At 61.9% G+C, this 24,936-nt stretch carries 20 protein-coding genes and 1 tRNA gene; 13 read left to right on the forward strand and 8 right to left on the reverse strand.

The window, feature by feature from the left end; all coding sequences use genetic code 11:
* Window positions 1-69: 69 nt before the first annotated feature.
* The 5 genes from ACSION_RS02300 to ACSION_RS02320 are packed head-to-tail and all read left to right on the forward strand — an operon-like array spanning window position 70 to window position 9,353.
* On the forward strand, window positions 70-2,148 hold the full coding sequence (locus tag ACSION_RS02300; RefSeq protein WP_185894560.1) for a sigma-70 family RNA polymerase sigma factor: 2,079 nt from the start codon (window positions 70-72) through the stop codon (window positions 2,146-2,148).
* On the forward strand, window positions 2,145-3,650 hold the full coding sequence (locus ACSION_RS02305; protein ID WP_221893521.1) for an ATP-binding protein: 1,506 nt from the start codon (window positions 2,145-2,147) through the stop codon (window positions 3,648-3,650). The genes ACSION_RS02300 and ACSION_RS02305 overlap by 4 nt, the downstream gene beginning before the upstream one ends.
* Before the next feature lie 21 nt (window positions 3,651-3,671).
* Window positions 3,672-6,548, forward strand: a complete 2,877-nt coding sequence (locus ACSION_RS02310; protein ID WP_162338826.1) for a Z1 domain-containing protein — start codon at window positions 3,672-3,674, stop codon at window positions 6,546-6,548.
* Window positions 6,532-7,560, forward strand: coding sequence for a PD-(D/E)XK motif protein (locus ACSION_RS02315; RefSeq protein WP_162338827.1), 1,029 nt, complete (start codon window positions 6,532-6,534; stop codon window positions 7,558-7,560). Before ACSION_RS02310 ends, ACSION_RS02315 begins: the two co-directional genes overlap by 17 nt.
* A complete protein-coding gene (locus ACSION_RS02320; protein WP_162338828.1) occupies window positions 7,551-9,353 on the forward strand; it encodes an AIPR family protein in 1,803 nt (600 codons plus the stop codon). Before ACSION_RS02315 ends, ACSION_RS02320 begins: the two co-directional genes overlap by 10 nt.
* A 74-nt stretch (window positions 9,354-9,427) precedes the next feature.
* Here ACSION_RS02320 and ACSION_RS02325 read toward each other — a convergent pair whose 3' ends face one another.
* The 3 genes from ACSION_RS02325 to ACSION_RS02335 are packed head-to-tail and all read right to left on the reverse strand — an operon-like array spanning window position 9,428 to window position 11,829.
* Window positions 9,428-10,306, reverse strand: a complete 879-nt coding sequence (locus ACSION_RS02325; RefSeq protein WP_202924197.1) for a hypothetical protein — start codon at window positions 10,304-10,306, stop codon at window positions 9,428-9,430.
* 1 nt (window position 10,307) lies between these two features.
* Complete coding sequence (locus ACSION_RS02330; protein WP_162338829.1) at window positions 10,308-11,009, reverse strand: Cro/Cl family transcriptional regulator; 702 nt, start codon at window positions 11,007-11,009, stop codon at window positions 10,308-10,310.
* Between the two features lie 10 nt (window positions 11,010-11,019).
* On the reverse strand, window positions 11,020-11,829 hold the full coding sequence (locus ACSION_RS02335) for a TIGR04255 family protein (RefSeq protein ID WP_435304668.1): 810 nt from the start codon (window positions 11,827-11,829) through the stop codon (window positions 11,020-11,022).
* A gap of 782 nt (window positions 11,830-12,611) precedes the next feature.
* Between ACSION_RS02335 and ACSION_RS02340 the strand changes: the two genes are divergently transcribed.
* Window positions 12,612-13,544: a hypothetical protein gene (locus tag ACSION_RS02340; protein WP_185894556.1), complete on the forward strand. Its 933-nt coding sequence runs from the start codon at window positions 12,612-12,614 to the stop codon at window positions 13,542-13,544.
* Window positions 13,545-13,678: 134 nt separating this feature from the next.
* On the opposite strand, the gene ACSION_RS02345 is transcribed toward ACSION_RS02340, so the two are convergent.
* Window positions 13,679-13,755: transfer RNA gene (locus ACSION_RS02345), tRNA-Arg, on the reverse strand.
* Between the two features lie 230 nt (window positions 13,756-13,985).
* Here ACSION_RS02345 and ubiA point away from each other — a divergent pair.
* Entirely contained in the window at window positions 13,986-14,879 is an 894-nt protein-coding gene (gene ubiA / locus ACSION_RS02350) for a 4-hydroxybenzoate octaprenyltransferase (protein ID WP_435304669.1), read from the forward strand.
* A 6-nt stretch (window positions 14,880-14,885) separates the two neighbouring features.
* Here ubiA and ACSION_RS02355 read toward each other — a convergent pair whose 3' ends face one another.
* Window positions 14,886-15,587 (reverse strand): ComF family protein, encoded by a 702-nt coding sequence (locus ACSION_RS02355; RefSeq protein ID WP_435304670.1) that lies wholly within the window; start codon window positions 15,585-15,587, stop codon window positions 14,886-14,888.
* A gap of 61 nt (window positions 15,588-15,648) precedes the next feature.
* Here ACSION_RS02355 and bioB point away from each other — a divergent pair, with 61 nt between their 5' ends.
* The 4 genes from bioB to bioC all read left to right on the forward strand — a co-directional run bounded on the left by bioB (window position 15,649) and on the right by bioC (window position 19,776).
* Complete coding sequence (bioB, locus tag ACSION_RS02360) at window positions 15,649-16,725, forward strand: biotin synthase BioB (protein WP_435304671.1); 1,077 nt, start codon at window positions 15,649-15,651, stop codon at window positions 16,723-16,725.
* Between the two features lie 126 nt (window positions 16,726-16,851).
* Window positions 16,852-18,051, forward strand: a complete 1,200-nt coding sequence (gene bioF / locus ACSION_RS02365) for an 8-amino-7-oxononanoate synthase (RefSeq protein WP_435304672.1) — start codon at window positions 16,852-16,854, stop codon at window positions 18,049-18,051.
* Window positions 18,052-18,109: 58 nt separating this feature from the next.
* Window positions 18,110-18,880, forward strand: coding sequence for a pimeloyl-ACP methyl ester esterase BioH (bioH, locus tag ACSION_RS02370; RefSeq protein ID WP_435304673.1), 771 nt, complete (start codon window positions 18,110-18,112; stop codon window positions 18,878-18,880).
* The gene (bioC, locus tag ACSION_RS02375) at window positions 18,877-19,776 is read left to right on the forward strand and encodes a malonyl-ACP O-methyltransferase BioC (RefSeq protein WP_435304674.1); all 900 of its coding nucleotides are present in this window, start codon (window positions 18,877-18,879) and stop codon (window positions 19,774-19,776) included. Before bioH ends, bioC begins: the two co-directional genes overlap by 4 nt.
* 10 nt (window positions 19,777-19,786) lie before the next feature.
* Here the strand turns inward: bioC and ACSION_RS02380 are convergent, their stop codons facing one another.
* Genes ACSION_RS02380 through ACSION_RS02390 form a run of 3 tightly spaced genes read right to left on the reverse strand, consistent with a single transcriptional unit; the run spans window position 19,787 to window position 21,832 of the window.
* Entirely contained in the window at window positions 19,787-20,215 is a 429-nt protein-coding gene (locus tag ACSION_RS02380) for a ketosteroid isomerase-related protein (RefSeq protein WP_435304675.1), read from the reverse strand.
* Between the two features lie 49 nt (window positions 20,216-20,264).
* Window positions 20,265-20,873 (reverse strand): YdcF family protein, encoded by a 609-nt coding sequence (locus ACSION_RS02385; RefSeq protein WP_435304676.1) that lies wholly within the window; start codon window positions 20,871-20,873, stop codon window positions 20,265-20,267.
* Window positions 20,870-21,832 carry a pyridoxal-phosphate dependent enzyme gene (locus ACSION_RS02390; RefSeq protein ID WP_435304677.1) on the reverse strand — a complete coding sequence of 321 codons (963 nt, stop codon included), beginning with the start codon at window positions 21,830-21,832 and terminating at the stop codon, window positions 20,870-20,872. Before ACSION_RS02390 ends, ACSION_RS02385 begins: the two co-directional genes overlap by 4 nt.
* A 156-nt stretch (window positions 21,833-21,988) precedes the next feature.
* Between ACSION_RS02390 and ACSION_RS02395 the strand changes: the two genes are divergently transcribed.
* On the forward strand, window positions 21,989-22,597 hold the full coding sequence (locus ACSION_RS02395; protein ID WP_435304678.1) for a hypothetical protein: 609 nt from the start codon (window positions 21,989-21,991) through the stop codon (window positions 22,595-22,597).
* A 442-nt stretch (window positions 22,598-23,039) separates the two neighbouring features.
* Entirely contained in the window at window positions 23,040-24,929 is a 1,890-nt protein-coding gene (gene mnmG / locus ACSION_RS02400) for a tRNA uridine-5-carboxymethylaminomethyl(34) synthesis enzyme MnmG (RefSeq protein ID WP_435304679.1), read from the forward strand.
* The last annotated feature ends 7 nt before the right edge of the window (window positions 24,930-24,936 follow it).

Raw genomic sequence — 24,936 nt, forward strand, 5'->3', positions numbered from 1 at the left:
CCGGGGGGATAACCAGATGAATGAAGGACCTGAGCACCTCCAAGGTATCGGTGCGGTGTAGTTTCCAAGATGGACGGAAGCACGAACCATCCACCGCTCAAGCCGCTTCTGCGCCTTGCCATTTCGCAAGGCAACGCGGAGTTGGTGCGAACGTACTTGGAAAACGGCGGCAGTGCGGAGGCTCGCGATCAGCGTGGGCGATCGCCATTGATGCTCGCTGCGACGAAGGGCAATCTGAAGCTGTGTCGCCTTCTCTTGGAATACGGAGCAGATCCAAAGAGCACGGACGATGATGGGATTGATGCGATAAGAATCGCGAGGGCTGCTGGCCAAATTGAAGTGGCCGAGTATTTGATGGAGTGCAGCGCCCCAGATTTTCCATCAGTGCCGTCCCCCGAAACAACGAGCGCGGACCCGCCGGACGGCGTGGAGTGGGCGTGGGAGGAAGAACAGGAAGTCAGCTCACCTGAAGACGACACGGCCCTCCGGATTGCCATTTCCGAGGTCGAAATGGAATTGGCCGCGCATCGCATCTTCGATGCCTATGAAGACTGGTCGGATCTCGAAGTTGATCTGCCGGACGTCCAGGATCTCACGGCAAGACGCACTCTGTTCGACGGGGATGGAAGGAATCACCTAGCAGGTATTTTGGTGGATGGTCGCGATTACGGTTGCGTGAGGATTTCCCGCATACGCGAACTCGCACGTGAAATGGAAGGATCGCGTGACGGGGAGCTTGCTGCACGACTCGAGCAAGTGGCCGGTGAACTTGGATTTGTCATCTCCGACGATGATTCGGAGTGGATGACGGAAGCTGAAGTTGAAGAGCTGTCGGAACCCGATGAAGAGCTCCTTGCTGACGTGGAGGCATACCTGCTTGAGCTGGCCTCTCGTGGAAACGATCCCGCGTTCCATTTGAGCAAGACGTTGGGGCGGTCTGAATTGCTGGACCGGGAGGGGGAACAACGTATTGGAAGGCTGATCGAGCTGTCTGTCGGAGATGCGTGCCGCGCGATCGCGAATAGCGAATCAGCAACAGACGTTCTCTTGGCCATTCGGGAGGAGCTGCTCTCAGGTAGGTTGCAGGTGGGCACGGTCAGCCGGATCGGCGAGCAGGAGCAGGAAGAAGGGGATGGCAATGGCGCAGCGCCACAGGAGGCGACACCCATTGATCAGGACGATGGCCCGGAAACTGGAGCGAATACCGGGGTAGCGAAATTCAATGGACTTCTCGACGAAGTGCAACAAATTAGTCAGCGAAGGAATCCCGCTTCCGATCGTGGCCGCGCAGACAACCGTCTCGTCGGAGCGGTTCTGGATCTCAAGCTCACCATCGCCGGCATCCGATGGGTCCACTCGAGATTGGCGAGTCTAGGCAACGAATGCCCGCCGTTGGCGGCTGCGATTGCAAAACTCGACGTACTCAGAACGGAACTGGTCGAAGCCAACCTGCGGCTCGTCGTTTCCATCGCAAAGAAGTACAGCTGGTCAGCCCTGTCCAGAATGGATCTCATCCAGGAAGGAAATCTTGGGCTCCTTCGTTCTGTCGAGAAATTCGATTGTTCCCGGGGAACAAAATTCTCCACCTACGCGACGTGGTGGATTCGACAGGCAGTCACGCGAGCGGTTGCGGACAAGGCCAGAACCATTCGGGTTCCGGTGCACATGCTGGAAAAGGTAGCCAAGCTGGATGCCGTGGCGCGAAGCATGGGGCTTGATACCGCCTCTGAGTTGCCTTTGGACGTCCTTGCAAGGAAATCCGCCATGCCGATGGCGGAAGTTGGCAAGGCCCTGGGCGTAGTTCGAGAGCCAGAGAGCAGCGACGAATCAGAAGCGATCCGAGAGGCGGTCGAAGCGGTTCAAGACGAGATGGTGGGGCCGGAAGAATACGCGACCGCGCAGAACCTTATAGAGGTCATGCGGGTGTGTGTCTCGGCATTGCCTGAAAGGATGGCGGCTGTGATCAGCCATCGGTTCGGCCTGATCGATGGCCAACAAATGACGCTCGAAGAGGTGGGTCAGATGTTTGATTTGACGCGCGAAAGAATCAGGCAGATCGAAAACAAGGCGCTCGTGAAACTTCGGAATCCCTCATACGCTCGCCAGCTGCGTACGTTCTGGGCCGACGATGACGATGAAGAGGCATGAGCATGCTCAAGACCAGGAGTGCTCCACCGCGAGCCGACGGCACGATCGAAGCATTGAGAGGACTCGGCTATACGACGGAGACGGCGCTCGCCGATCTGATCGATAACAGCATCACAGCGGGCGCCACAAAGGTTGAGATCACATTCCACTGGGCAGGAAGCGACAGTTGGGTGACGATTTGCGATGACGGCCGGGGAATGTCCGACCCCGAGTTGGATAGGGCCATGAGATTGGCCGAAATGAATCCACTTCGAGCCCGGGATCCAGCGGATCTTGGCCGGTTCGGCATGGGCTTGAAGACGGCATCTTTCTCGCAATGCCGCCGGCTTACGGTAGCGAGCCGCAAGAATGGTGAGGTGAGCTGCCTGCGTTGGGATCTGGACTTCTTGGCCAACGATGACGAAGGTGGTTGGTTTCTGCTGGAAGGGCCACACGAGGGTTCAAATGCAAAGCTTCATTCCCTGGAAGGGCTTGAAAATGGAACCGTGGTTCTATGGGAAGTTCTCGACAGAATCGTATCTGTAGGCTTCAGGGAGCGAGATTTCCTGGATCTCATAGACCGGGTAGAGCGTCACCTGGCCATGGTGTTCCATAGATTTCTTGATCGTAGCGGACCTTCAATCGATCTCCGTATCAACGGACAGAGAGTCAGGGCATGGGATCCGTTTCTGTCATGGCATTCGGCAACTTGGCGGTCACCGGAAGTCCCAATCGGCGCGTCCGACTGGCGCGTCTATGCTCAGGCGTTTGTGCTTCCCCACAAGGACAGGCTGAGCGAAAAGGAATATGAGAACGCCGGAGGCCCCGAGGGTTGGTCATCGCAGCAAGGGCTGTATATCTACCGAGGCCGGAGGTTGCTGGTTGCGGGTAGCTGGCTTGGCTTGGGCCGCGGCAGATCGTGGTCGAAAGACGAATCCCACCGGCTGGCACGTATTCGCATTGATATCCCGAATAGCACCGATTCCGACTGGAAGATCGACATACGGAAGTCTACGGCGCACCCACCCGTACGGATCCGTGAACAGCTGACAAGGCTGGCCGAAGACGTCCGCGATAGGGCGCGCAGGGTATTTCTTCACCGCGCCCAAGCGAATACGTCCTTGGTGCGGGGCGAGCAAGTGGCGCCGGTATGGGTTTCGGAGAATCTGGCTTCCGGTCGCCGGTATCGAGTTGATCGTTCGCATCCAGTAGTTCGGTCCCTCCTGGAAGAGGGTGGGGATATAGCAAGAAGAGCGGAAGCGTTGCTCCGTGTGCTCGAGGAAACCATTCCGGTGCAGCGGATCTGGCTGGACACCGCCGAGACCGGTGAGCAGCCAAAAGGGGGCTTTACCGCGGAACCGGATTCGTCGGTTCTGGAAGTGTTGAGCGTCCTGTATCGGAACCTTGTCCTCCGTAAAGGTATGGCGCCGGCGATGGCGCGTCGACAACTGTTGGTGACCGAGCCCTTTGACTTGCATCCCGACTTGGTAATGGGCCTGCCCGACAATGTCGCCGCCGACTGACTGCGTAACACAGGGAACACAATGAACGATTCGAATTCAAGCCGCGTAGTCAAGATTGTTCAAGAGCTACTCCTCGACGAAGAGGACAAGTCCGTCATCACTCCGGCATTGATCGCAGAAAAGATCGATCTGGTTTTGCGGATGCACGCGAAATGGGCAGAAGCGCTTGATCGTGAAGCTGTGACAGACGAGTTGATACGCCGATTCAGCGTCTGGATAGGCGAAGACACCTCGCTTGTGGATTCGTCGGGTCATGAGCCTTGGCTTGATGCAGCGAGAAAGCAGGATTGGCGCTACTGGCAGCGCTATAGGGAGTTCCAAGAGAAGAAGTTGTCCTGGAAGGCAGTGGACGCTTTGGACAAGTCCACAGACAGAATCCTTAGCATGCTCGAAGACCCAATGCGTCCGGGCATGTGGGACCGTCGTGGGTTGGTCGTAGGTCATGTTCAGTCAGGCAAGACCGCAAACTACACCGGTCTTGTTTGCAAGGCGGCAGATGCCCAGTACAAGGTCATCATCGTGCTGGCCGGTCTGCACAACAATCTCCGGTCTCAGACACAGATCCGTCTCGAGGAGGGGTTTCTTGGATACGAGACCAATGGCGCCACGAATGTTCAGCGCCGCATAGGCGTAGGGCTCATTGACACGGACCAATCGATCAATCCTAACTGCGCAACGACGCGGGCCAACAATGGCGATTTTGGCGGCCGTGCTGCCACACAACTTGCGATCTCTCCAGAGCAAAGGCCTTGGCTATTTGTCGTCAAGAAAAACAAGTCTGTTCTCGTCCAGTTGTTGAAATGGATCCAGAACCATGTTGCCGACATGCCGATCGCTTCGGATGATTCATTCACCGCGGAAAAGGATCAATTGCCGCGAGTAAAGAAGCGGGTAACCAAGCTTCCGCTTCTCATCATCGACGACGAAGCGGACAACGCCTCCGTGGACACAGGTGAGACCGTCGTCGATGCAGACGGAAATCCTGACGACGAGCATCAGCCCACGACGATCAACCGCTTGATCCGTCGAATACTCCATTCGTTCTCGAGAGCGGCGTATGTCGGATACACGGCCACGCCGTTCGCGAACATCTTCATTCACGAGCGTGGTACGACCAAGTCGGAGGGGCCGGATCTCTTCCCCTCCGCTTTCATCCAGAATCTCGCCGCACCGTCTAACTATGTCGGTCCGGGGACAGTGTTCGGGCGTCCTGGGCCGAATGGTAGGGAAGGCCAGCTCCCTCTCATCAAGGAGGTGGCGGACTACATGTCCGAGGATGAAAAGTCGGGTTGGATGCCAGTGAAGCACAAGCCCGTTCATGTTCCAATGTATTCGAGCTCCGATGCGCTTCCGCCAAGTTTGAAGACTGCGCTGAACTCCTTTCTGCTTGCATGCAGTGCAAGGGAACTGCGCGGCCAAGGAGGCGAGCACAGCTCAATGCTTATTCATGTGACCAGGTTCAACTCGGTCCAAGCAGCCGTCCATCAGCAAGTCGCTGAATACATGCAGGACGTGCGGCAGAGGATAAGTCGCCGGATTGGCCACGAGGCAATCATCGAGCAGCTTCGGGAGCTTTGGGAGACTGACTTCCTGCCCGCGACGCAGCAAATTCGCTTGGCAGGGGTCGGCAATGTTCCGGAAGAAGACCCGGAATGGACGGACATCGTCGGCGTTCTGCCAGATGTAATGCATGACATCGATGTTCGAATGATCAACGGCACCGCAAAGGACGTGCTGGACTACGAGGAAAGCAAAGCCAAAGGACTGAAGGTTATTGCCATCGGTGGAGACAAGCTCGCCCGCGGCCTGACGCTTGAAGGACTGTGCACAAGCTACTTCCTTCGTGCGTCCAGGATGTACGACACACTGATGCAAATGGGTCGGTGGTTCGGCTATCGGCCGGGCTATCTTGACCTTAGCCGTCTCTACACTTCTTCAGATCTTGTCCGCTGGTTCCGACATGTTTCGGATGCGGCCACGGAACTGCGTGAGGAATTTGACCTGATGGCGAATTCCGGTGCGACGCCGAGGGAATATGGACTAAAGGTCCAGTCGCACCCCGAGCTTCTGGTTACTTCGCAGATAAAGATGCGGAGTGCCCGCACCTTGCAGCTATCGTTCAGTGGTCAACTGATGCAAACGGTATCTCTGCCACGCCGGAAGTCCGAAATCCAGAAGAATTTCGATGCGGCCTCAAGGCTTTTCGGAGCACTTGGTCCATCGGCGGGAGAGGCTTTCGAGCGCAGATTCGGTGCAACCAGCCATCAGTGGAATGGCCATCTATGGAAGGATGTGCCGCATTCTCACATTGTCGATTTCCTGCAGGGATATAGGACCAATGAAGCCGCTCATCGTGTCAACAGTGCCGCTCTGTCGGACTTCATCCGGATGATGGCCGGCTCCGGCGAGCTGACAAAATGGACGGTTGCTCTATTGGGAGTTCGCACTGGAAGGCCGTCTGAGCTTGCGCCTGGGGTGTCGGTGAACATGGCCAAGCGAACAGGCGATTCCCAATTCGATGATCGATACGCGATCGGAGTGCTGTTGGACCCCAAGGACGAATCGATTGGCCTGGACGAAGCCCAGTGGAATGCGGCGCTTGAGTTGACAGCGGAGGCATGGACGAAAAGCGGGAAAGCCGGACAGCCGGAGATCCCCAGTGGGCCTGCTATCAGGAGGGTCAGGGGCCTTGGGGCACCTGGAGCACTACCACGGCCCGACGAAGGGCTTCTGGTCGTCTATGTGCTGGACCCGGGAGGTGCCGGGCTCGACTTCGAAGTCGGGACGTCTGGCATTGTGGCTTTTGGCATCAGTTTCCCAGGAAGCAAATCGAACGTGAAGGTCGACTACAAGATCAACAATGTCGCCTGGGAGCTTGAGTATGGCGCTTCAGAATGAGCAGGATCAGCTGACCGCAGCGTGGCGTGCTCTCGGAGCTGAAAGCGGCCAAGGCTGGAGAGTTATCGAGCTTGTTCGGAAATTAAACTGTACCGTCCACGCAGGGCGGCGGGCGCCGGGCAATGAGGAATCGCTACTGATTGGCATCGAAGGCTCTCCGGTCGGACGGGATGTCCAGCTGCCAAGGGGGCAGGGATTCAGCCTTACCCGGACCGAAACCATTGATGCGGCTACTGGGCGGACATGGTTCGCACTCGCTCGCAATATTGGTGGGCAACTGGGGCTTTTTACACTGATGGCCGCAGATCTGGTGGCGCTACTTGCTCAAGCGGGTGACGAGGACCCAAGCCGCATCTACTCCGCCTTGATGGCCCGCATTCGCGCATGGCAGGAGTTCATGAAGCGGGACCGCACCGGCGTGCTATCAGCGGAAGAGGAAGTTGGCCTGTTCGGGGAATTACTTGTGTTTAAGGACATCTTGAAGAGCGGCATGAACGCATCGGATGTCATTGATTCTTGGGAAGGTCCAGCGGATGGTTTGCACGACTTCCTGATCGGGACCGGGGCAGTCGAAGTCAAGTCGACGGTTTCCCCAGTGGGATTTGTCGCGGAAATTGCAAACCTCGATCAACTGGATGACAGCTTACGACGCCCCCTGTATGTGGGTGCAGTTCGCCTCTCGCAGACAAGCAGCGGACAGACATTGCCGGAGCTTTGTGACGAACTGGCGCAGGTTGTCCAGGAAGCTGCGGGAGCGACGACGGCATTGGGGAGCAAACTCTTATCGGCGGGCTACATCGAGGCCATGCGGGAGAGGTACACGCGTAGATTCGTCCAAGTCCATCTTGGCTATAGATTGATTCGCGATGATTCGCCTCGTTTGACTAGATCCAATGTTCCTGCGGCTGTGCAACGCGTCAAATACGCGATGGATCTTGACGCCATACCTGAAGTGGCGACGAGATGCGAAGAAATCATTGAAAGTCTTGGGGTGAATGTCGCGTGGAACTGATCGAATTCCTTGTCCAAACCCGCGCCGAAGTGAGCGATGAAATTGCGGAGCGGATGACCGTATCCGGTACTCCGTATCCGTATCCCGAGCTCGTATTCTCCGAAATCGTCATGCGCCATATGGAAGATGTGGGGATGACGTACGAGCCGCAGGTCTGCTACTACGACACCAAGGTTGGTAATGCCAACATCAAGCTGAGCGGCTACTCGGTTTCTGAGGATGACGACAGACTCGATCTGTTTGTCAGCATCTACATGAACGCGGAGACGCTGCAATCGGTGCCGGATTCGACAACCCAGAAGGCGGCCGAGCAGTGCCTGCGGTTCTTGTCGCTATCGGCGCAAGGGAAACTTGCGTCAACCATGGACCCTTCGAATGACGCCCATGAGCTGGCCGTGCACATTGAAAAGGGTTATGCGGGCTTGGACGAAATCAGGATCTATGTCCTGACCGATGGCCAAGTCAAAGCCAAGAACTTCAAGTCTCGGGAGATCAACGGTAAGACCGTCAGGCTGGAAGTAATGGACATCGAGCGGCTTCATCGCCACTGGTCGGAAGGCAAACCGCGGGACGAGCTTGTTGTGAACTTCGACGATGTCGCTGGCGGACCATTGCCCTGTGTCTATATTGAGGGAAATCCGAGTACCTACGACTATGCGATGACCGTCTTTCCGGGCGATGTCCTCAGATTCCTCTATGAAAAGTACGGCGCCCGCCTTCTTGAGGCCAACGTCCGGTCGTTTCTAAGTGCCACGGGAAAGGTCAACAAGGGGATCCAGGCGACACTTCGTTCGGACCCAGAGAAGTTCGTTGCCTATAACAACGGTATCGTCATCGTCGCAGATGAGGCCAGACTGGGGCAGACCAAACAGGGTGGCCCAGGAATCGCATGGCTCAAGGGTATGCAGATCGTCAACGGCGGTCAGACTACCGCTTCGATCTATTTCACCAAGAAGAAGTATTCCGAGATCGACCTTGGGAAGGTCCGTGTGCCTGCCAAGGTGGTTGTCTTGAAGACTGACGACCCTGCGGCTGAAGAAGCGATGATCTCGGACATCTCACGATATGCCAACAGCCAGAACACAGTGAAGCAATCTGACTTGTCGGCAAATTCTCCCTTCCATGTGGAGCTGGAGAAACTGTCCAACAGGATCTATTGCCCGGATGGTGTTGGCCGCTGGTTCTACGAGCGAGCTGCGGGCAGCTACACGACCATGCTGGCGCGGGAGGGATCGACGCCGGCCAAGTACCGCAACCTGAAGACGGTCGTGGTGCCGCCTGCTCGCCGCCTGACTAAGACTGACCTTGCCAAATTCTTAAATGCCTGGGATGGTCGGCCGGACCTCGCGAGCTTGGGCGGACAGAAGAACTTCGCGCGCTTCATGGATGAGATTCGGGACAAGGAGGAGCAGGGTGTATCCGCGATTCCAGACGTCCAAGGCTACAAGCGCATGATTGCCAAGGTCATCTTGTTCAAGCGCGTTCATTCGCTTTTGCGCCCCATGTTTCCCGCGTTTCAGGGCAACGTTGCGATCTACATTGTCTCGATGATTTCCCGCGTGTACGCGAGCAAGGTCGATCTCGACAAGATTTGGGAGCAGCAGGACGTTTCAGATGCCTTCAAGAGTCAGATCCGGATATGGGCGGTAGAGGTGAATCAGGCACTCCATGCGTCTGCCAACGGCCGGATGATTTCAGAGTGGGCAAAGAAGGAGGAGTGTTGGGTATCGGTCCAGAAAGTTGCCTTGTCCTCGCCAGGCGCTCTCATACCAGAGATATCGCCAGTAAAGTGACCCTTGGTTTTCTTCGGTCATCTTGTACGTTGCCTTCGTGCCGAGCGGCTCTTTGGTCTTCCCGGGTCAGATCCCTATCGGTCAACAAAAACGGGCTGCTCGGGATCTGTTCGCAAGCTAATGTGATCGCCATGCCACTTGCTCAGGGCTTGTGACTGAGCAACCGTAATTGCGTCGTCGGCAATAGAATCAATGCCGCAGAGTTCGATCCACTTCCAAGATTCAACTCCGTCTACAGTGACTTTGCATCTTGAACTAAAGATCTCCTCAATGCGGTCTGCAGTCTTCTGCGCAACGTCGAACGCTTCACTTGGATCGGAAGCTGTGCTGTACATCAGCGTGATGTACAGGGAATAGGTATCAGCTGCACCGTTCCGCGGAACCTCGTGCCCTTCGTCGATATCAAAAAACATCGCGGATATGTAGGCCCCTGAATCCTTGAACGCCTTTGCAATGCGCTCTTTGACTCCGGTCTCTTCGTTGAGCCGTCGATCGAATTCATCGGGGAATGCCGAGCGGTGGTAGCGTGACGCAAGCCAGAGCTGGAGAGTTCGCCTTTCCCGTGGGCTCATGCGAATCTCGTCTCGCGGGACGAATGCCGCGAGGGATGGCATTCCGGGTCTGAGTTTTGGCAGCGACCGTTTATTCGAACCGGTAAGAGCAACAAAGCGAGGCGCTGGTCCTGCAGTGCACTCTAAATGAAGGGTCCGCGTGTTCTTTCCGTGACTGTAGTTGCCATCGAGCTTCTCAATGAATTTGCCAATCAGAATCTCGACTTCGGGCTCTGATTCGGGAGGCTGGGCAAGGTCACAGTCATGGCTGATGACGACTATGGCGGTATCCTGATCGCCATCATGGGCGATTCCAAACGCCGTCGCCGCTTCGTGGGATAGGAACATCCCTTGGCGCCATGGCGTATTGCGCCCCCATTCCGGGACATTGGCATCGCTCAAGTCAGGCTGATTCATCCGGGTATGGCGAACCAATCTCGCTGATGTCTATGGGTTTCCGAGCCCGTCCAGCCAAGCGCTGTGAAATCGAATTGCGCTGGCGCACTTCTCGCTCAAGCATGGAGATGAGTTTCTTGACTGCGTCCTCAGGCGTGGAGCCTTCGCGGATCGCCTCAAAAATCGTCTTTCCACCGGGCAGTTTTCGCGTCAACGGACGGAGGGCGCCGGAAATCCCGGAGGCAACCAGCAAGTCAGAAGCCTTCGCGAGCTCTTCGAGTCGCGCCTCGTTATGGGGGGCGACAATCTGTCCCGACTGCCAGTTGTAGATCGTTTGCCTCGACACTCCGACAAGCACCGCGAGTTCAATGGTTGTCGGACGTAGTACATGGCGAACGCGAGCCAGGTTCTCCGTGGAACTCCGGACCAGTTGACGGGATATTGCTTTGAATTCGCCCCCCCGGAATTCGAACCCCTGCAATCGATATCCGCGGTCGTTTCTTGCGGCCACGTAGTCCGCAGTCAAAAGGCCCCCCGTTCCAACGACGAAGGCGGCAACCAATCCACCGGATAGGAAACGTGAGGCGGGGATCGGCTGAGCCTCAGCTGCCTGAGGCTTATCGGCAACCATCTTTTCCAAGAGCCTCGCCCTGGCGATCGCGTCACCAACAGCAAAGCGATGATCGTCGCCTGTACGCAAATTGCTCATCACCACCCCCTCATTCGTTCCATGCCTTTGATGCGTGCGGCATTACCGATGCTTTGAAGCAACCGCTAGCCAAGTCATGGAGCTTGTCCATGTGTGTGCCAATCTCGTCCAGATCAAATGGCCTCCTTTCAGCAAAGGAGCCGTCCGTGTCTAGGATTGCATGCTCTCCTTTGAAAGAGCTAAACCGGTTCAGAAGGTTCAGGCCAAGTGGCTGCAGGTCGGGCGGAAAGCCGATACCACCTTCCTGAATTACTGTCCGGCTTGTGACTCTGCCCACATTCTCGGCTATCAGTAGGCTTTCCGAGAATGAGTAAGCAAATTGCGCCGTCGGCATGCACGTGGGCAGGCCCAGTAGCTGGGGTACCAAGTAATCGCTCAAGGATTCCCCGGCCTTGGGCATCACTGCGTCGAGATATCGAAGTCCTAGCCGCTCCGCAAATGCCAGTCCTCCTACTGCTGTGGACAGGATTTCGAGCCCCTTTCTCAATTCCGCCCAGAACGCTTCGAAGTTCTGGTAGTCCGTCGTCTGGAATGCGAGGCCGTTAGCCGTCATGACGAAGCCACTGGTGCTGTCGATGTTTGTGAAAACAAACATCTCAATCCGTTCGCTCGGCAATTGTTCGGAGGGGGCGCCTTCATTGCCAGCCAGTGCCTGATTCAGGTTGAACGCCACCCTGAGGGTGCGGTTGAAGCCTGGGTAGCCGGCCTTGCGCATGCTCTCCTGGATGGCGGGTATGTAGTGCTCCAGGCTCAGCAGTGGGTTGTGTTGAATCTGGCCCAGTGAAAAAAACACAGGCGCGTTCTTGAGCTTGGCACCCATATGAACCCCGATTGACAATCCAGTTGTCACTTTACATAGTACTTGTCACTTGGACAACGAGGTCTTGATAAAAGTTCGGCCATCTCTGCGGCGTGTTCTTAAGCGATGAGATCAACCTAAGCAATTGATCTGCCAGGAAAAGAGTGGAGAAAAAAGCGTTGACTTCGCCCGAGGCCATATGTACGTTTGGACTGTGCCTGAACGGTACATCTTGTGGTTCTAAGTTGGTCAGGGGGCGACCGATTGTGGTCGGAACCGCAAGCCACTTATTCACAGGGTTATCTGCAACACTTGGCTTAATGGGCTGTTAGCCTTTTGGCCGAGAACAAAAAGCCCCGCCACTGAGGGCGGGGCCTAGGTCTTTCACAACCTGATTTGCCCCGGCGGTTCTGGTGCGCGCCAACGCACCTGAACCTGACCGGATCCTCCGGGTAGAGCGAACGACTGGAACGGTTCGCCTACTAAAGAGTTGCTGCTTTGTCAACCCATTGCGCGAGATGACTTGGGGATTAATCCATATCCCCTGGTCGCCTGTCAAAGCCTCAGCTCGGAAACGGTGCGTTCCCTCTCACAAGAGGGTTCTCTGTGATCTCGAGCAAGCCGGTGCCCGTGCGTGCTTATGTCCGTCGCCGACATGGCAGGACTGAGCACGTCCGCAAGCACTTCCGTTCATACCCGCGTCGTTGACTCGGATGAGGACTTGGGGCGGGGGCTGGCTAAGCCAGCCCCCAAGCACGAGGTCGTTGAACCCATCCGTTCAACTTCCTACGAGCACCATTCAAATGAAACGCATTTTGAAGCTTGAAAGGCATCTGCCAGAGTTCGAGGCTGGAGCCTCGGTTCGTGCCGCCATTGGTCTGTCTGGACTCAGTCCAGATGCCTTGAAGCGGTTTGGTTTTCTTGATCCCTTTGACGTTGGGCAAACAGTCTTGCCCAGTGTTCACTTGGGGCCTGCTGCGCGAAGGAATGCCAGTGGATTTGAAGTCGTTCATCGGGACTCGCCGATGGAGGAAGTGTTCCGTCTCCAATCGTGGCGTCGCAAGGAGTGGCGCGGGAGTCATCAGGTTGAAGTGGACGACTTCATCCTGCGGTCGTACAAGCGTTATCCGCGCACTTACGTTGCGGGGAGCGGCATCGAGTTCACCATCTTCCAACGCGACGACGGGCAACGGTTCGTCGCCTCGCCGGTCTATGACACTGCGACCGAGTCGGATGAATTGCTCGTGGCGGCGAACCTGGTAGTGGAAGGATTCGCGGACGTGGAATTCTTGCGTGCCGATTTGTTGCCGGTGCTTAAGACTCCTATCAAGCGTCTCAATTGGGAGGTGTTTCCACGGGGGCGGGTGCCGTGGGATCGGGTTAGGAAGGAGCTTGAACGGGTCATCGAAAAGACCCCGCCTTCCATACAGCCGGTAATTCGTGCGCGGACGAGCCAAGTCGAGAAGTACGGCCCCGACTTCGCCGCAATCGGGCGTGCCGGGTTCTACGGCTATTGGGTTTTCGGCTTCACCAGGCAGGGCTTGTACGTGCTTGAAAGCCGGATGTTGGATAACGCTACCTATGTTCTCGGAGCGGACTGGGAAGTCGTTTCACGACTGACCAAGGCCGAGGTCATTAACAGCGATCTGGCAGTTGCGCGCCTCGTTCACGACCGTAGTTGGCCGGAGAAGCTGGATCAAGTGTTGCGTCATGTGATGCCGTCAAAGGCGGCATGAAGACAAAGCCCCGGCCAATGAGCCGGGGCTTTTTCATTTGAGCTCTGCTCGCGCCACAAGGCCATTACTCAGTCCGGGCTGCTGAAACCCCGGGGCTGTGTCCCAGATTCGGCGCAGATTTGTCACATGGGGGATGGCGCGCCTGGAGGGATTCGAACCCCCGACCAATGGCTTCGGAAGCCACTACTCTATCCGGCTGAGCTACAGGCGCGTTTTTAAAGGACTTTTTGCTTCGGGTCAGCCACTTTTGAGTAGTAGCCCCGTGACACTGCGGTTCCCGATTTTGGCCTATGAGCAGCGGCTTCGGAAGCCACTACTCTATCCGGCTGAGCTACGGGCGCACGGGACCGGCATTCTAGCCGCAAACCGATGCGATGGCCCACTTCGCAGTGCGGCGCGGTGCCAACCTGGCGTGGAGGGCGTGCCTGTTACCCTTTGCGCATGGGATACGAACGTTTCGAGAACGCCGGGGTGCCGCGCTGGCGCGAACGGCTGGGCCAGTACTGGAAGCTGGTGCGCGGAGACCGCCCCATCGGCGTACTGCTGTTGCTATGGCCGACCTGGTGGGCGCTCTGGCTCGCGGCGGGCGGCATGCCGCCATGGTGGACCTTGTTCGTGTTCACGGCGGGCGTGTGGCTGACGCGCTCGGCCGGCTGCGTCATCAACGACTATGCCGACCGCTGGCTGGATCCGCAGGTCGAGCGCACGCGGGAGCGCCCGCTGGCGACCGGTGCGGTCGGCGGGCGCGAGGCGCTGGCCGTGTTCGCGGCACTCATGCTGGTGGCGTTCGGCCTGGTGTTGACGATGAACCGCCTGACGGTCGGGTTGAGCGTGATCGGGTTGTTCCTGGCGGCCAGTTATCCGTATCTGAAGCGCTACACCTATCTGCCACAGGTCTACCTGGGCCTCGCGTTCGGCTGGGGCATCCCGATGGCGTTCGCGGCAATCCAGGGCGAAGTGCCACCGGTGGCGTGGGTGCTGTACGGCGCCAACATCCTGTGGGCGACCGCCTACGACACCTGGTACGCGATGGTGGACCGCGAGGATGACATCCGGGCCGGGTCCAAATCGACGGCGATCCTGTTCGGCGACCTCGACCTCGTGATCCAGGGTGTCCTCTACGCGCTGGTGCTGCTGGCGCTGGGGCTGGTGGGTCGGCAGGCCGGGCTCGGTCTGTATTACGGGACGGCGCTGGGCCTGTCGGCGCTGTTGATCGGCTGGCAATTCAGGCTCGCCTGGCGCCGGGAACGCACCGGGTGTTTCAAGGCCTTCCTGCACAACAACTGGGTGGGCCTGGTGGTGTTCGCAGGTCTCTGGCTCGATCTGGCGCGCTGAGTCCGCTCACGGCACACGGGCGATGACCCAGGCATCGACCCGGGTGACGCCGGCCGCAAGCAAGGTGCGGGCGGCGGCATGCAGGGTCGCGCCGGTCGTCATCACGTCATCCAGCAGGGCGACATGCGCGGGCAGCGGCCCCGCGCCGGCGATACCGAATGCGCGGGCGACATTGCGTTGGCGTGCGACCGCATGGAGTTCCGATTGCGGCGCGGTCGCGCGAAGCCGTGCCAGGCGGTCCGCCAGCAACGGAATCGACAACGACCGGGCGAGCGGACGGGCGAGTTCCAAGGCCTGGTCGTAACCCCGATCGCGCAGGCGGCCTTCATGCAGCGGAATCGGGACCAGCGCATCCGGCCGTGGCGCACGGCCCAGGGTGCCGGTGGCCAGGTCGGCGAGCAAACGACCTGCTGCCAGATCCTGGTGGAACTTGAACCGGGGTACGAGCCGATCGACCGGAAAGCCATAGACGAACACGGCAGCGGTCGTCGTCACTGGGGGCGGGGCCGTCAGGCAGGTCCCGCACTCGTCCGGCGCGGGCAACGGCAGGCCGCAACGCACGCAGGCGGCGTGATTCCACGGCAACGATTGCGTGCAGTTGACGCACAGATCGAGGCCATAGGCACCTGTTTCGCGGCAGATAAGGCATCTGGGTGGCAGCAGCCAACGGCAGGCGCTGCGCCACCTGTCAACTAAACCAGCATCCATGCGGTTGACAGCTCCGTCCGTGGTTTCCAGACTTTCGCGACTTTATCCGCGCGAGTCCGCGATGTCTCTGCACATTTCCAGCCTGCCCTCCAGCCTGCGCCACGATTGGGGGCGCGACGAGTTGCTGGCCCTGTTCGACCTGCCGCTGCCGGACCTGCTCCACAAGGCCGCCAGCGTGCACCGGGCCCATTTCGATCCGGCCGAAGTGCAGGTATCCACCCTGCTGTCGGTGAAGACCGGTGGCTGCCCGGAGGACTGCGCCTACTGCCCGCAAGCGCAGCGCTACGACACCGGCGTGGCCGCGCAGAAACTGATGGAGACCGAACAAGTGCTGGCGAAGGCCGCGCAGGCCAAGGCCGCGGGCGCGTCGCGCTTCTGCATGGGTGCGGCCTGGCGCTCGCCGAAGGACCGCGACATCCCGAAGGTCGCCGAAATGATCCGCGGGGTGAAGGCGCTGGGCCTTGAGACCTGCGCGACGCTGGGCATGTTGAGCGGCGACCAGGCGCATGCGTTGAAGGACGCCGGCCTGGACTACTACAACCACAACCTGGATACGGCGCCGGAGTTCTACGGCGACATCATCCATACCCGCGAATACCAGGACCGCCTGGACACGCTGGCGCATGTGCGCGACGCCGGCATGAAGACCTGCTGCGGCGGCATCGTCGGCATGGGCGAGTCGCGCGACCAGCGCGCCGGCCTGTTGCAGGCGCTGGCGAACCTGCCCGCGCATCCGGATTCCGTGCCAATCAACCAGCTGGTGCAGGTGGCGGGCACGCCGTTGCACGGCACGCAGGCGCTGGACCCGTTCGAGTTCGTCCGCACGATCGCGGTCGCGCGCATCACGATGCCGGCGTCGATGGTGCGCCTGTCGGCCGGACGCGAGGCCATGAGCGACGAGTTGCAGGCGCTGTGCTTCCTGGCGGGCGCCAATTCCATCTTCTACGGCGAGAAGCTGCTGACCACCGGCAACCCCGATACCGAGCGCGACCAGGCCCTGTTCGCCCGGCTGGGCTTGCGGCCGATGGCCGTGCAGGTGGAAAACGTGCACGACCATCACAGAATGGAAGCCGCCGGCAGCGGTACGGTGCATGCCGACATCACCCGTCCTGCGCCGTCCTGCGGCCAGGCGGCATAGTCGGGGCGCAACAGGGGGCAGGACGAAGGCCATCACGCCGGCGCGGATATCGCGTCCCGGCGCGTCGGCGTCGCCGCACCCCGGGCGCGTCCATCGACGCGATCCCCAGCATCCGGTGCCGACACCATGAGCCGTCTCGACCTGCACGACCGCATCCTCGCCCAGCGCCAGCAGCGTGTCGCCTTGGCGCGCCAGCGTACGCGCCGCACCATCCATCGGCGCGACGGCGTGCGGGTCGAAGTCGATGGACGTTGGCTGACCGAGTTCAGCAGCAACGACTACCTCGGCCTGGCCCAGCAATTCGAAGTCACCACGGCCCTGCAGGACGCCGCGGGGCGCGATGGCGCCGGCGCGGGCGCGTCGCATCTGGTCAGCGGCCACCACGCCGCGCATGAAGGACTGGAGCGCGACATCGCCGACTGGCTGGGGTATCCGCGCGCGCTGCTGTTCGGCAGTGGGTTCCTCGCGAACCTGGCCGTGCAGCAGGCATTGCTGGAGGATGGCGACGTCTGCGTGCAGGACCGATTGAACCACGCCAGCCTGCTCGATGCGACACGGTTGGCGGGCGCGAAGCTGCGGCGCTATCCGCACCTCGATCCGGAAGGCGCGCTGCGCCAGCTCAAGCTGCAACCCGAAGGCGCCGCGATGCTTGCGACCGACGGCGTCTTCAGCATGGACGGCGACACCGCGCCGCTGCGCGCACTGAGCCTGGTCGCGCGCATGCAACAGGCGCTGTTCTTCGTCGATGACGCCCACGGCGTTGGTGTGCGTGGCCCCGAGGGCCGCGGCAGCGTGGCCGAAGCGCGGATGGGCGTGGCCGACGTGCCGCTGCAACTGGTCACCCTCGGCAAGGCCCTGGGAGGTTACGGCGCGGTGGTCGTGGGCGAAGAGACGCTCGTCCAGCACCTGGCGGAAACCGCGCGGCCCTACATCTACACGACGGCCATGCCGCCAGCGCTGGCCGCGGCCACGCGCATCGCGGTGAAGCATGCGCGCAAGGACCACTGGCGCCGCGAGAAGCTGCAGATGCTGGTGGACCGGTTCCGGGTCGGTGCGCAGCGCGCCGGCCTGCAGTTGATGGCGTCCGAATCGCCGATCCAGCCCGTGCTGTGCGGAAGCGATGGCAACGCGCTGGCGTTGGCTGCAGCGCTGGACAGCGCCGGCTACCTGGTGCCGGCGATCCGGCCGCCTACCGTTCCGGATGGGAAGGCGCGGCTGCGTGTCACCCTCTCGGCGCTGCATTCGCCGCAGGATGTCGACGCTCTCGTCGCCACGCTGGCGCGCTCCTGGGATGCCGTACAACGCGTGCACGGCGCCGTCGCCTGACACGCGCTTTCCTGCGCATGGATGCACCTCGCCGCGCCTGATCGGCGACAATACGCGCATGCATATCGAAACCACCGGCAGCGGCCCTTCCCTGGTGCTGCTGCACGGCTGGGCCCTGCATGGCGGCGTGTTCGCGCCGCTCGTGCAGCGCCTGTCCGACCGCTACACGCTGCACCTGGTCGACCTGCCGGGGCACGGCCATAGTCGCGACAGCGACATTCCGCTCTCGCTCGATGCCACGGTCGACGCACTGCTCGCACGCACGCCGCCGGCCGCGTGGCTCGCGTGGTCGCTGGGCGGCCTGTTCGCTCTCCACGCCGCCGCGCGTTCGTCGCAGGTGCGCGGATTGGCGATGGTGGCGTCCACGCCGCGTTTCGTACGTTCCGAAGACTGGCCGCATGCGGTGGACGCCACGGTGTTCGGGCAGTTCGGCGACGATCTGCGGAACGACTATGCGGGCACGCTGGAGCGATTCCTGGCGCTGGACACCATGGGTTCGGAGCACGCGCGTAGCGAGCTGCGTACGTTGAAGCGCGATGTGTACGCGCGCGGCGAACCGGCGCCGTCCGCACTGCAGGAGGGCTTGCGCCTGCTGGAGCAGAGCGACTTGCGCGCCGCGTTGCCGGACATGCGCGTGCCAAGCCTGTGGATCGCCGGCCGTCGCGACCTGCTGGTACCCGCCAAGGCCATGCGCGCCGCCTCGGAGTCCGCGTTCGACGGGCGTTATGTCGAGATCTCCGGTGGCGGCCACGCACCGTTCCTCGGCCATGCGGACCTCGTCGTCGATGCGCTGGATGCCTTCCTGCCGACGTTGGGGGCAGCGCCATGAACACGTTCGACCAACGCCATATCCGCCGCGCGTTTTCGCGCTCGGCCGCCGGCTACGATGCGGCCGCGGCGCTCCAGCACGAAGTCGAAAAGCGCCTGATGGAGTCGCTGGACTACTTCGCCCTGCGCACGGGCAGCGACGGCACCGAGCCTGGCGTGGTACTCGATGTCGGCTGCGGACCGGCGCACGCGGCCGCTGCCATGCACAAGCGCTGGCCCAAGGCGAGGGTGATCGCGCTCGACCTGGCCATGCCGATGCTGCGCGAAGCGAAGAAGCAGGCGGGCTGGTGGAAGCCGTTCTCGCGCGTCTGCGCGGACCTGCGCGCGCTGCCGATCGCCGATGGCAGCGTCGATGTGCTGTTCTCCAACTTGAGCCTGCAGTGGGTCGACGACCTGCCGGCGGCGTTCGCCAACTTCCGCCGGGTGATGAAGCCCGGCGGCTTGCTGGTGTGTTCGACGTTCGGCCCGGAGACGTTGCAGGAACTGCGCGATGCCTTCGCGCAGGGCGATGCGGCGCCGCATGTCAGTCCGTTCCCGCCCATCGCCCAGTTCGGCGATGCGCTGGTGATGGCGGGGTTCCGCGATCCCGTGCTGGACCGCGATCGCTTCACCCTGACCTACGACGACCTGCCCAGCCTGATGCGCGAACTGCGTGCGATGGGCGCGACGAATGCGCTGCATCGACGGCGGCACACGCTGACCGGAAGAGCGCGTTTTGCCGCTGCAGCCGCTGCGTACGAACCGCTACGGCGCGACGACGGCAAGCTGCCGAGTACCTGGGAAGTGCTCTATGCCCATGCGTGGGCACCGCCGCCGGGCGCGCCGATCCGCGGACAAGGCGAGGACATCGCGGCGGTACCGCTTTCGCGCATTCCCATTCGTCGCCGGGGCGAATGACGCGCGTGGTTCAGCGTGAAACCTGCGCGACCCAGTCCTGCAGGTTGTAGTAGTTGGTGACGCGGGCGATCCGATCGTCGCGGATGTCGAAGAACGCGCCGCCCGGCAACACGTAGGTCTGTCCGTCCGCGACCGGCAGGCCTTCGTCGGTGCGCAGGTACTCGCCGTGCACGACGTACTCGGCCGCGGCGCGGCTTCCTTCCTGTGTCGCGAGCACCACGATGCTGCGCAGCTGTTCGCGATAGCTCGCATTCATGCGCCCGAGGAATGCCGCGAACGCATCCTTGCCGACTTCGCGCGCACCCTGGTTGAGGTCGTGCACCACGTCGTCGGTCAGCATGGCCAGCATGCCTTCCCAGTCTCCCCGGTTGAACGCGGCGTAGTAGGTCAGCACCAGTTCGGTGGCGCGGTCCTGCTTGCGCGTGCCGTCGATCTTCATGGGCGATTCCGTGGGCGTGGGGCGAACGCGGCCATCATACGCCACGCATTCAGCGCGGCAGGCGGTCGCGGTGGAAGAAGTAGACCTCCTGCAGCAGGAAACGCCAGCGCGTGGCGAACGTGCGGAAGCGGCTGGTCGGCGTCGGCGAGCCGACCGCCTGGATACCGATGTCCTTGCTGATCCGCAGCGCGCGGGCCATGTGCAGCGGGTCGCTGACGATGATCACCTTGTGCAGCTTGTGCTGCTGCATCACCTGCGAAGCCTGGCGCAGGTTGTCGTGCGTGTTTCGCGACAGCGACTCGATCAGGATCGCCTTGTCCGGCACGCCCTGGCGCAATGCGTAGCGTCGCGCGACCTGGGATTCGGAGAAGCGTGCACCCTTGCCCCCGTAGCCACCGGTGAAGATCAGCGTCGGCGCGAGGCCGCGCTTGTACAGGTCGATGCCGTGCCGGATGCGCTCCTCGAACACCGGCGACGGCTTCGCGTCGTAGGCGGCCGCGCCCAGGACGATGATCGCGTCGGCGGGTGCGGCATCGTCGCGCTGTCCCACCCAGATGATGTAGGCGGCGACGCCGAGCAACCACAGCAGCACCATCACCAGCAGGCGCCACGTCCAGCCCAGGAAGCCACGCCGCGTCTGCTTGCGTCGTGCGCTCATGCCGCCTGCTCCCACGGCAGGGCGTCGAGGTCCACGTTGCCGCCCGACAGCACCACGCCGACATCACGGCCAGCGAACGCGTCGCGATGGCGCAGGATCGCGGCCAGGGCGATGGCGGAGGAGGGCTCGACCAGCAGCTTCAGGCATTGCCAGATCAGCCGCATCGCCGCGAGCGTCTCTTCATCGGGCACGGTGTGCACCTCGACAGCGTGTACTTGCAGCAGTGCGAAATTGGGTTCGCCGAGCGTTCCGCGCAATCCGTCGCATACCGTGTCGGGAACGAAGTCCAGTTCGCGCTTGCCGGCCGCCAGGGATGCGGCCGTGTCGGCGGCACCGACCGGCTCGGCGCCGTGGACGCGGCAGCCCGGCGTGGTCGCAGCAGCGGCGATCGCTGTTCCGGAGAGCAGGCCACCTCCCCCGACCGGCGCCACGACCGTGTCGATGTGGCGGTAGGCGTTGAGCAGTTCCAGCGCCGCCGTCCCCTGGCCCGCGATCACGTGCGGATGGGTGTAGGGGTGGATGAGGATGGCCCCGGTTTCGGCCTGCACGCGATCGGCAGCCGCCTCGCGCGCGGCGATCGTGGCGGCGCAGAGGTGGATCTGGGCGCCGTAGCGGGTGATGTTGGCCAGCTTCGCCGCGTTGGCGCCTTCCGGCACTACCACGTGGCAGGGAATACCGCGCGTGCGGGCGGCGAGTGCGAGGGCAGCGCCGTGGTTGCCAGAGGAATGGGTGACGACGCCTCGCGCGGCTTCGGCATCCTCCAGCGCCCAGACCGCATTGCAGGCGCCGCGGAACTTGAATGCGCCCCCGCGCTGCAGCGGCTCGGCCTTGAAGTACAGCCGACACCCTGCGAGCGCGTCCAGGGTGCTGGAGCGCAGCACCGGCGTGGCGTGGGCGTGGGGGGCGATGCGGGCGGCAGCGGCGAGAATGTCGCCGAAGGTGGGCAGGGGCAGCGGCATGAGGAAAGGTTAACGCATCGGGGCGGTAGCGCAGCCCTGGCACCGGTCGCCGAGGCTTTCCCTGCGCTGAGTCCGGGATGGCACGACAGGCAGGGTTAAGCACGGATTCAAAGCGACAGGCCGATGCTGCCAATACAGAGTAACGGGGGTTCCGCCATGAAGCGCATCTATCTGACCGCGGTCGCATTCGCCAGCCTCGCGCTGGGGGGTTGCGCAACCTACGACTACGTGGGTGACGCCGCGCCGGGCGGCTACTACTACGGGCGCCCCAGCACCCAGTACTACGACCCGTACGGCGGCTACTACGGGGGCGTCGGCGTTTACGGCAGCTACGGATACTACGGGCCGTATCGCTACTCCAGTTATCCGTACTACGGCTATTACGGTCCGTACTACCCCTATTACCCGCACCATCCGCGTCCGCCGCGTCCGGGCGACAACACGCCCAAGCCGCCCACCAGCGGTGGTGGCAATCGTCCGCCGCCGTGGCGGGATTCGACGGGTCGTTGGCGCGAAGGCGGTTCGCAACCGATGGTTCCGAATCGTTCCGGCCAGGCCCTGCCCGCGCCGAATTCGCCGCGGGTCGGCGAGGGTGGCTATCGGGCTCCCCGCGTGACCGCGCCGCCGTCCGCTCCGCGCACCGCAGAGCGCCCACAGCGCATGGAACGCATGGAGCGATCGGCCCCGTCCCGGATGGAGCGCTCGGAGCCGGCACCCCGGCCGTCGAGGCGTTCAGACAACGCCATCCGTCAGCAGGAGCAGTGATCCGGCCGGCTTTGGCCGGCTCTTCCGTTGCTTTCCCACACAGGTCGTCGCAGGCTGCGAACAAAGGTTGACCGGTTGCGTCGCTTTCTGACGTAAGCGGCAATAAAGGTTCAATGTCGACGTCCGGTAGGGAAATCTGGATCCCCCCTGTTCCGGCCCTGCCGGGCGTCGGCGCCTAACAAAAAGCCCGGCTTTTGCCGGGCTTTTTTCTTGCTCTGGTATCCTGCGCACATAAAAAAGGGGCCGGTAGTCCCCCGACTACCGGCCCCCGGCATCCCCGGCGTGCGCATTGCTGGCCCCTGTTCCATTACCAGCTTGGCGCCCCTGGTCGCTTGCCACGACGGGTGCAAGGGTATACAGCAGGAAGCGTGCCAACTTCGCCCCGCACCCCAACGCTTTTGCCTGAACCCCTACCCGCCTGTGCGCGGGCCCGGAATCCACGATGAGCCCCAGTTTCCATCACTACGACGTCATCATCATCGGCGGCGGCCACGCCGGCACCGAGGCGGCGCTCGCGTCCGCGCGCACGGGCGCCCGCACGCTGCTGCTGACCCACAACGTCGAAACAGTGGGCGCCATGAGCTGCAATCCGGCCATCGGCGGCATCGGCAAGGGCCATCTGGTCAAGGAGATCGATGCGCTCGGCGGCGTGATGGCCTGGGCGGCCGACCGCGCCGGCATCCAGTGGCGCACGCTCAACGCATCCAAAGGACCGGCCGTGCGCGCGACGCGCTGCCAGGCCGATCGCGCGCTGTACCGAAGCGCGATCCGGCGCGCGGTGGAGGCACAGGCGAACCTGACGCTGTTCCAGGCGGCCGTGGATGACTTGGTCATCGAGAACAACACCGTCCGCGGCGCGATCACGCAGACCGGACTGCGCTTCGATGCCGCGGCCGTCGTGCTGACGACGGGCACCTTCCTGGCAGGCAAGATCCACGTCGGCGAAACCCAGTACGCCGCCGGTCGCGCAGGCGACCCACCGGCCACCGCGCTGGCGCAGCGCCTGCGCGAAGGCGCCTTCGTGGTCGATCGCCTGAAGACGGGCACGCCGCCGCGCATCGACGGCCGTTCGCTCGACTATTCGGTGATGGAGGAGCAGCCCGGCGATGATCCGCTGCCGGTGATGTCGTTCATGGGCGACGTGGCCGACCATCCGCGGCAGGTGTCGTGCTGGATCACGCATACCAGCGAACAGACGCACGAGATCATCCGCGGCGCGCTGCACCGCTCGCCGATGTACTCGGGCCAGATCGAAGGTATCGGGCCGCGCTACTGCCCGTCGATCGAAGACAAGGTAGTGCGTTTCGCCGAGAAGGCCAGCCACCAGATCTTCGTCGAGCCGGAAGGCCTCGATGTCGCGGAGATCTATCCCAATGGCATCTCGACGTCATTGCCGTTCGACGTCCAGCTCGCGCTCGTGCGCAGCATCCGTGGCATGGAGAACGCGCACATCACGCGCCCGGGCTACGCCATCGAGTACGACTTCTTCGATCCGCGCGGATTGAAGGCGTCGCTGGAGACCAAGGCGGTCGCCGGCCTGTTCTTCGCCGGCCAGATCAACGGCACCACGGGATACGAGGAAGCCGCCGCGCAAGGCCTGCTCGCCGGCCTCAACGCCGCGCGCTTCGCGCAGCAGAAAGAGGCGTGGTCGCCGCGTCGCGACGAGGCCTACCTCGGCGTGCTGGTCGACGACCTGATCACGCACGGCACGAAGGAGCCGTACCGCATGTTCACCAGTCGCGCCGAGTACCGGTTGCAGCTGCGCGAGGACAACGCCGACCTGCGCCTGACCGAAACCGGCCGCGCGCTGGGCCTGGTTGATGACACGCGCTGGCAGCGCTTCGACGCCAAGCGCGACGCCATTGCGCTGGAAACCGGCCGCCTGCGCGCGCTGTGGGCCACGCCCGGCAATGCCCTGGGCCGCGAAGTGGCCGATACCCTCGGCGTGCAGGTCAGCCGTGAGACCAACGTGCTCGACCTGATCAAGCGTCCGGAACTGGACTACGCCAAGCTCGTCGCCGTGCCGTCGATCGGCCCCGGCGTGGACGATGCGCAGGTCGCCGAACAGGTGGAGATCGGCGTGAAGTACGCCGGTTACCTGGACCGCCAGCGCGACGAGATCGAGCGCCAGCAGCGCAACGAGTCCACGCCCATCCCGGTCGGCTTCGACTTCGCCAGCGTGCGCGGCCTGTCGGCCGAAGTGCAGCAGAAGCTCGACCGCGTGCAACCGGAGACCATCGGCCAGGCGCAGCGCATCCCCGGCATGACGCCTGCAGCCATCTCGCTACTGCTGGTGCACCTGGAGCGCGCGCGGCGTACGCGCGTGGCGTAAGTTCCGC

It is taken from the genome of Pseudoxanthomonas sp. LjRoot125 (assembly GCF_964252705.1).
In the GTDB taxonomy this organism is placed as follows: domain Bacteria; phylum Pseudomonadota; class Gammaproteobacteria; order Xanthomonadales; family Xanthomonadaceae; genus Pseudoxanthomonas_A.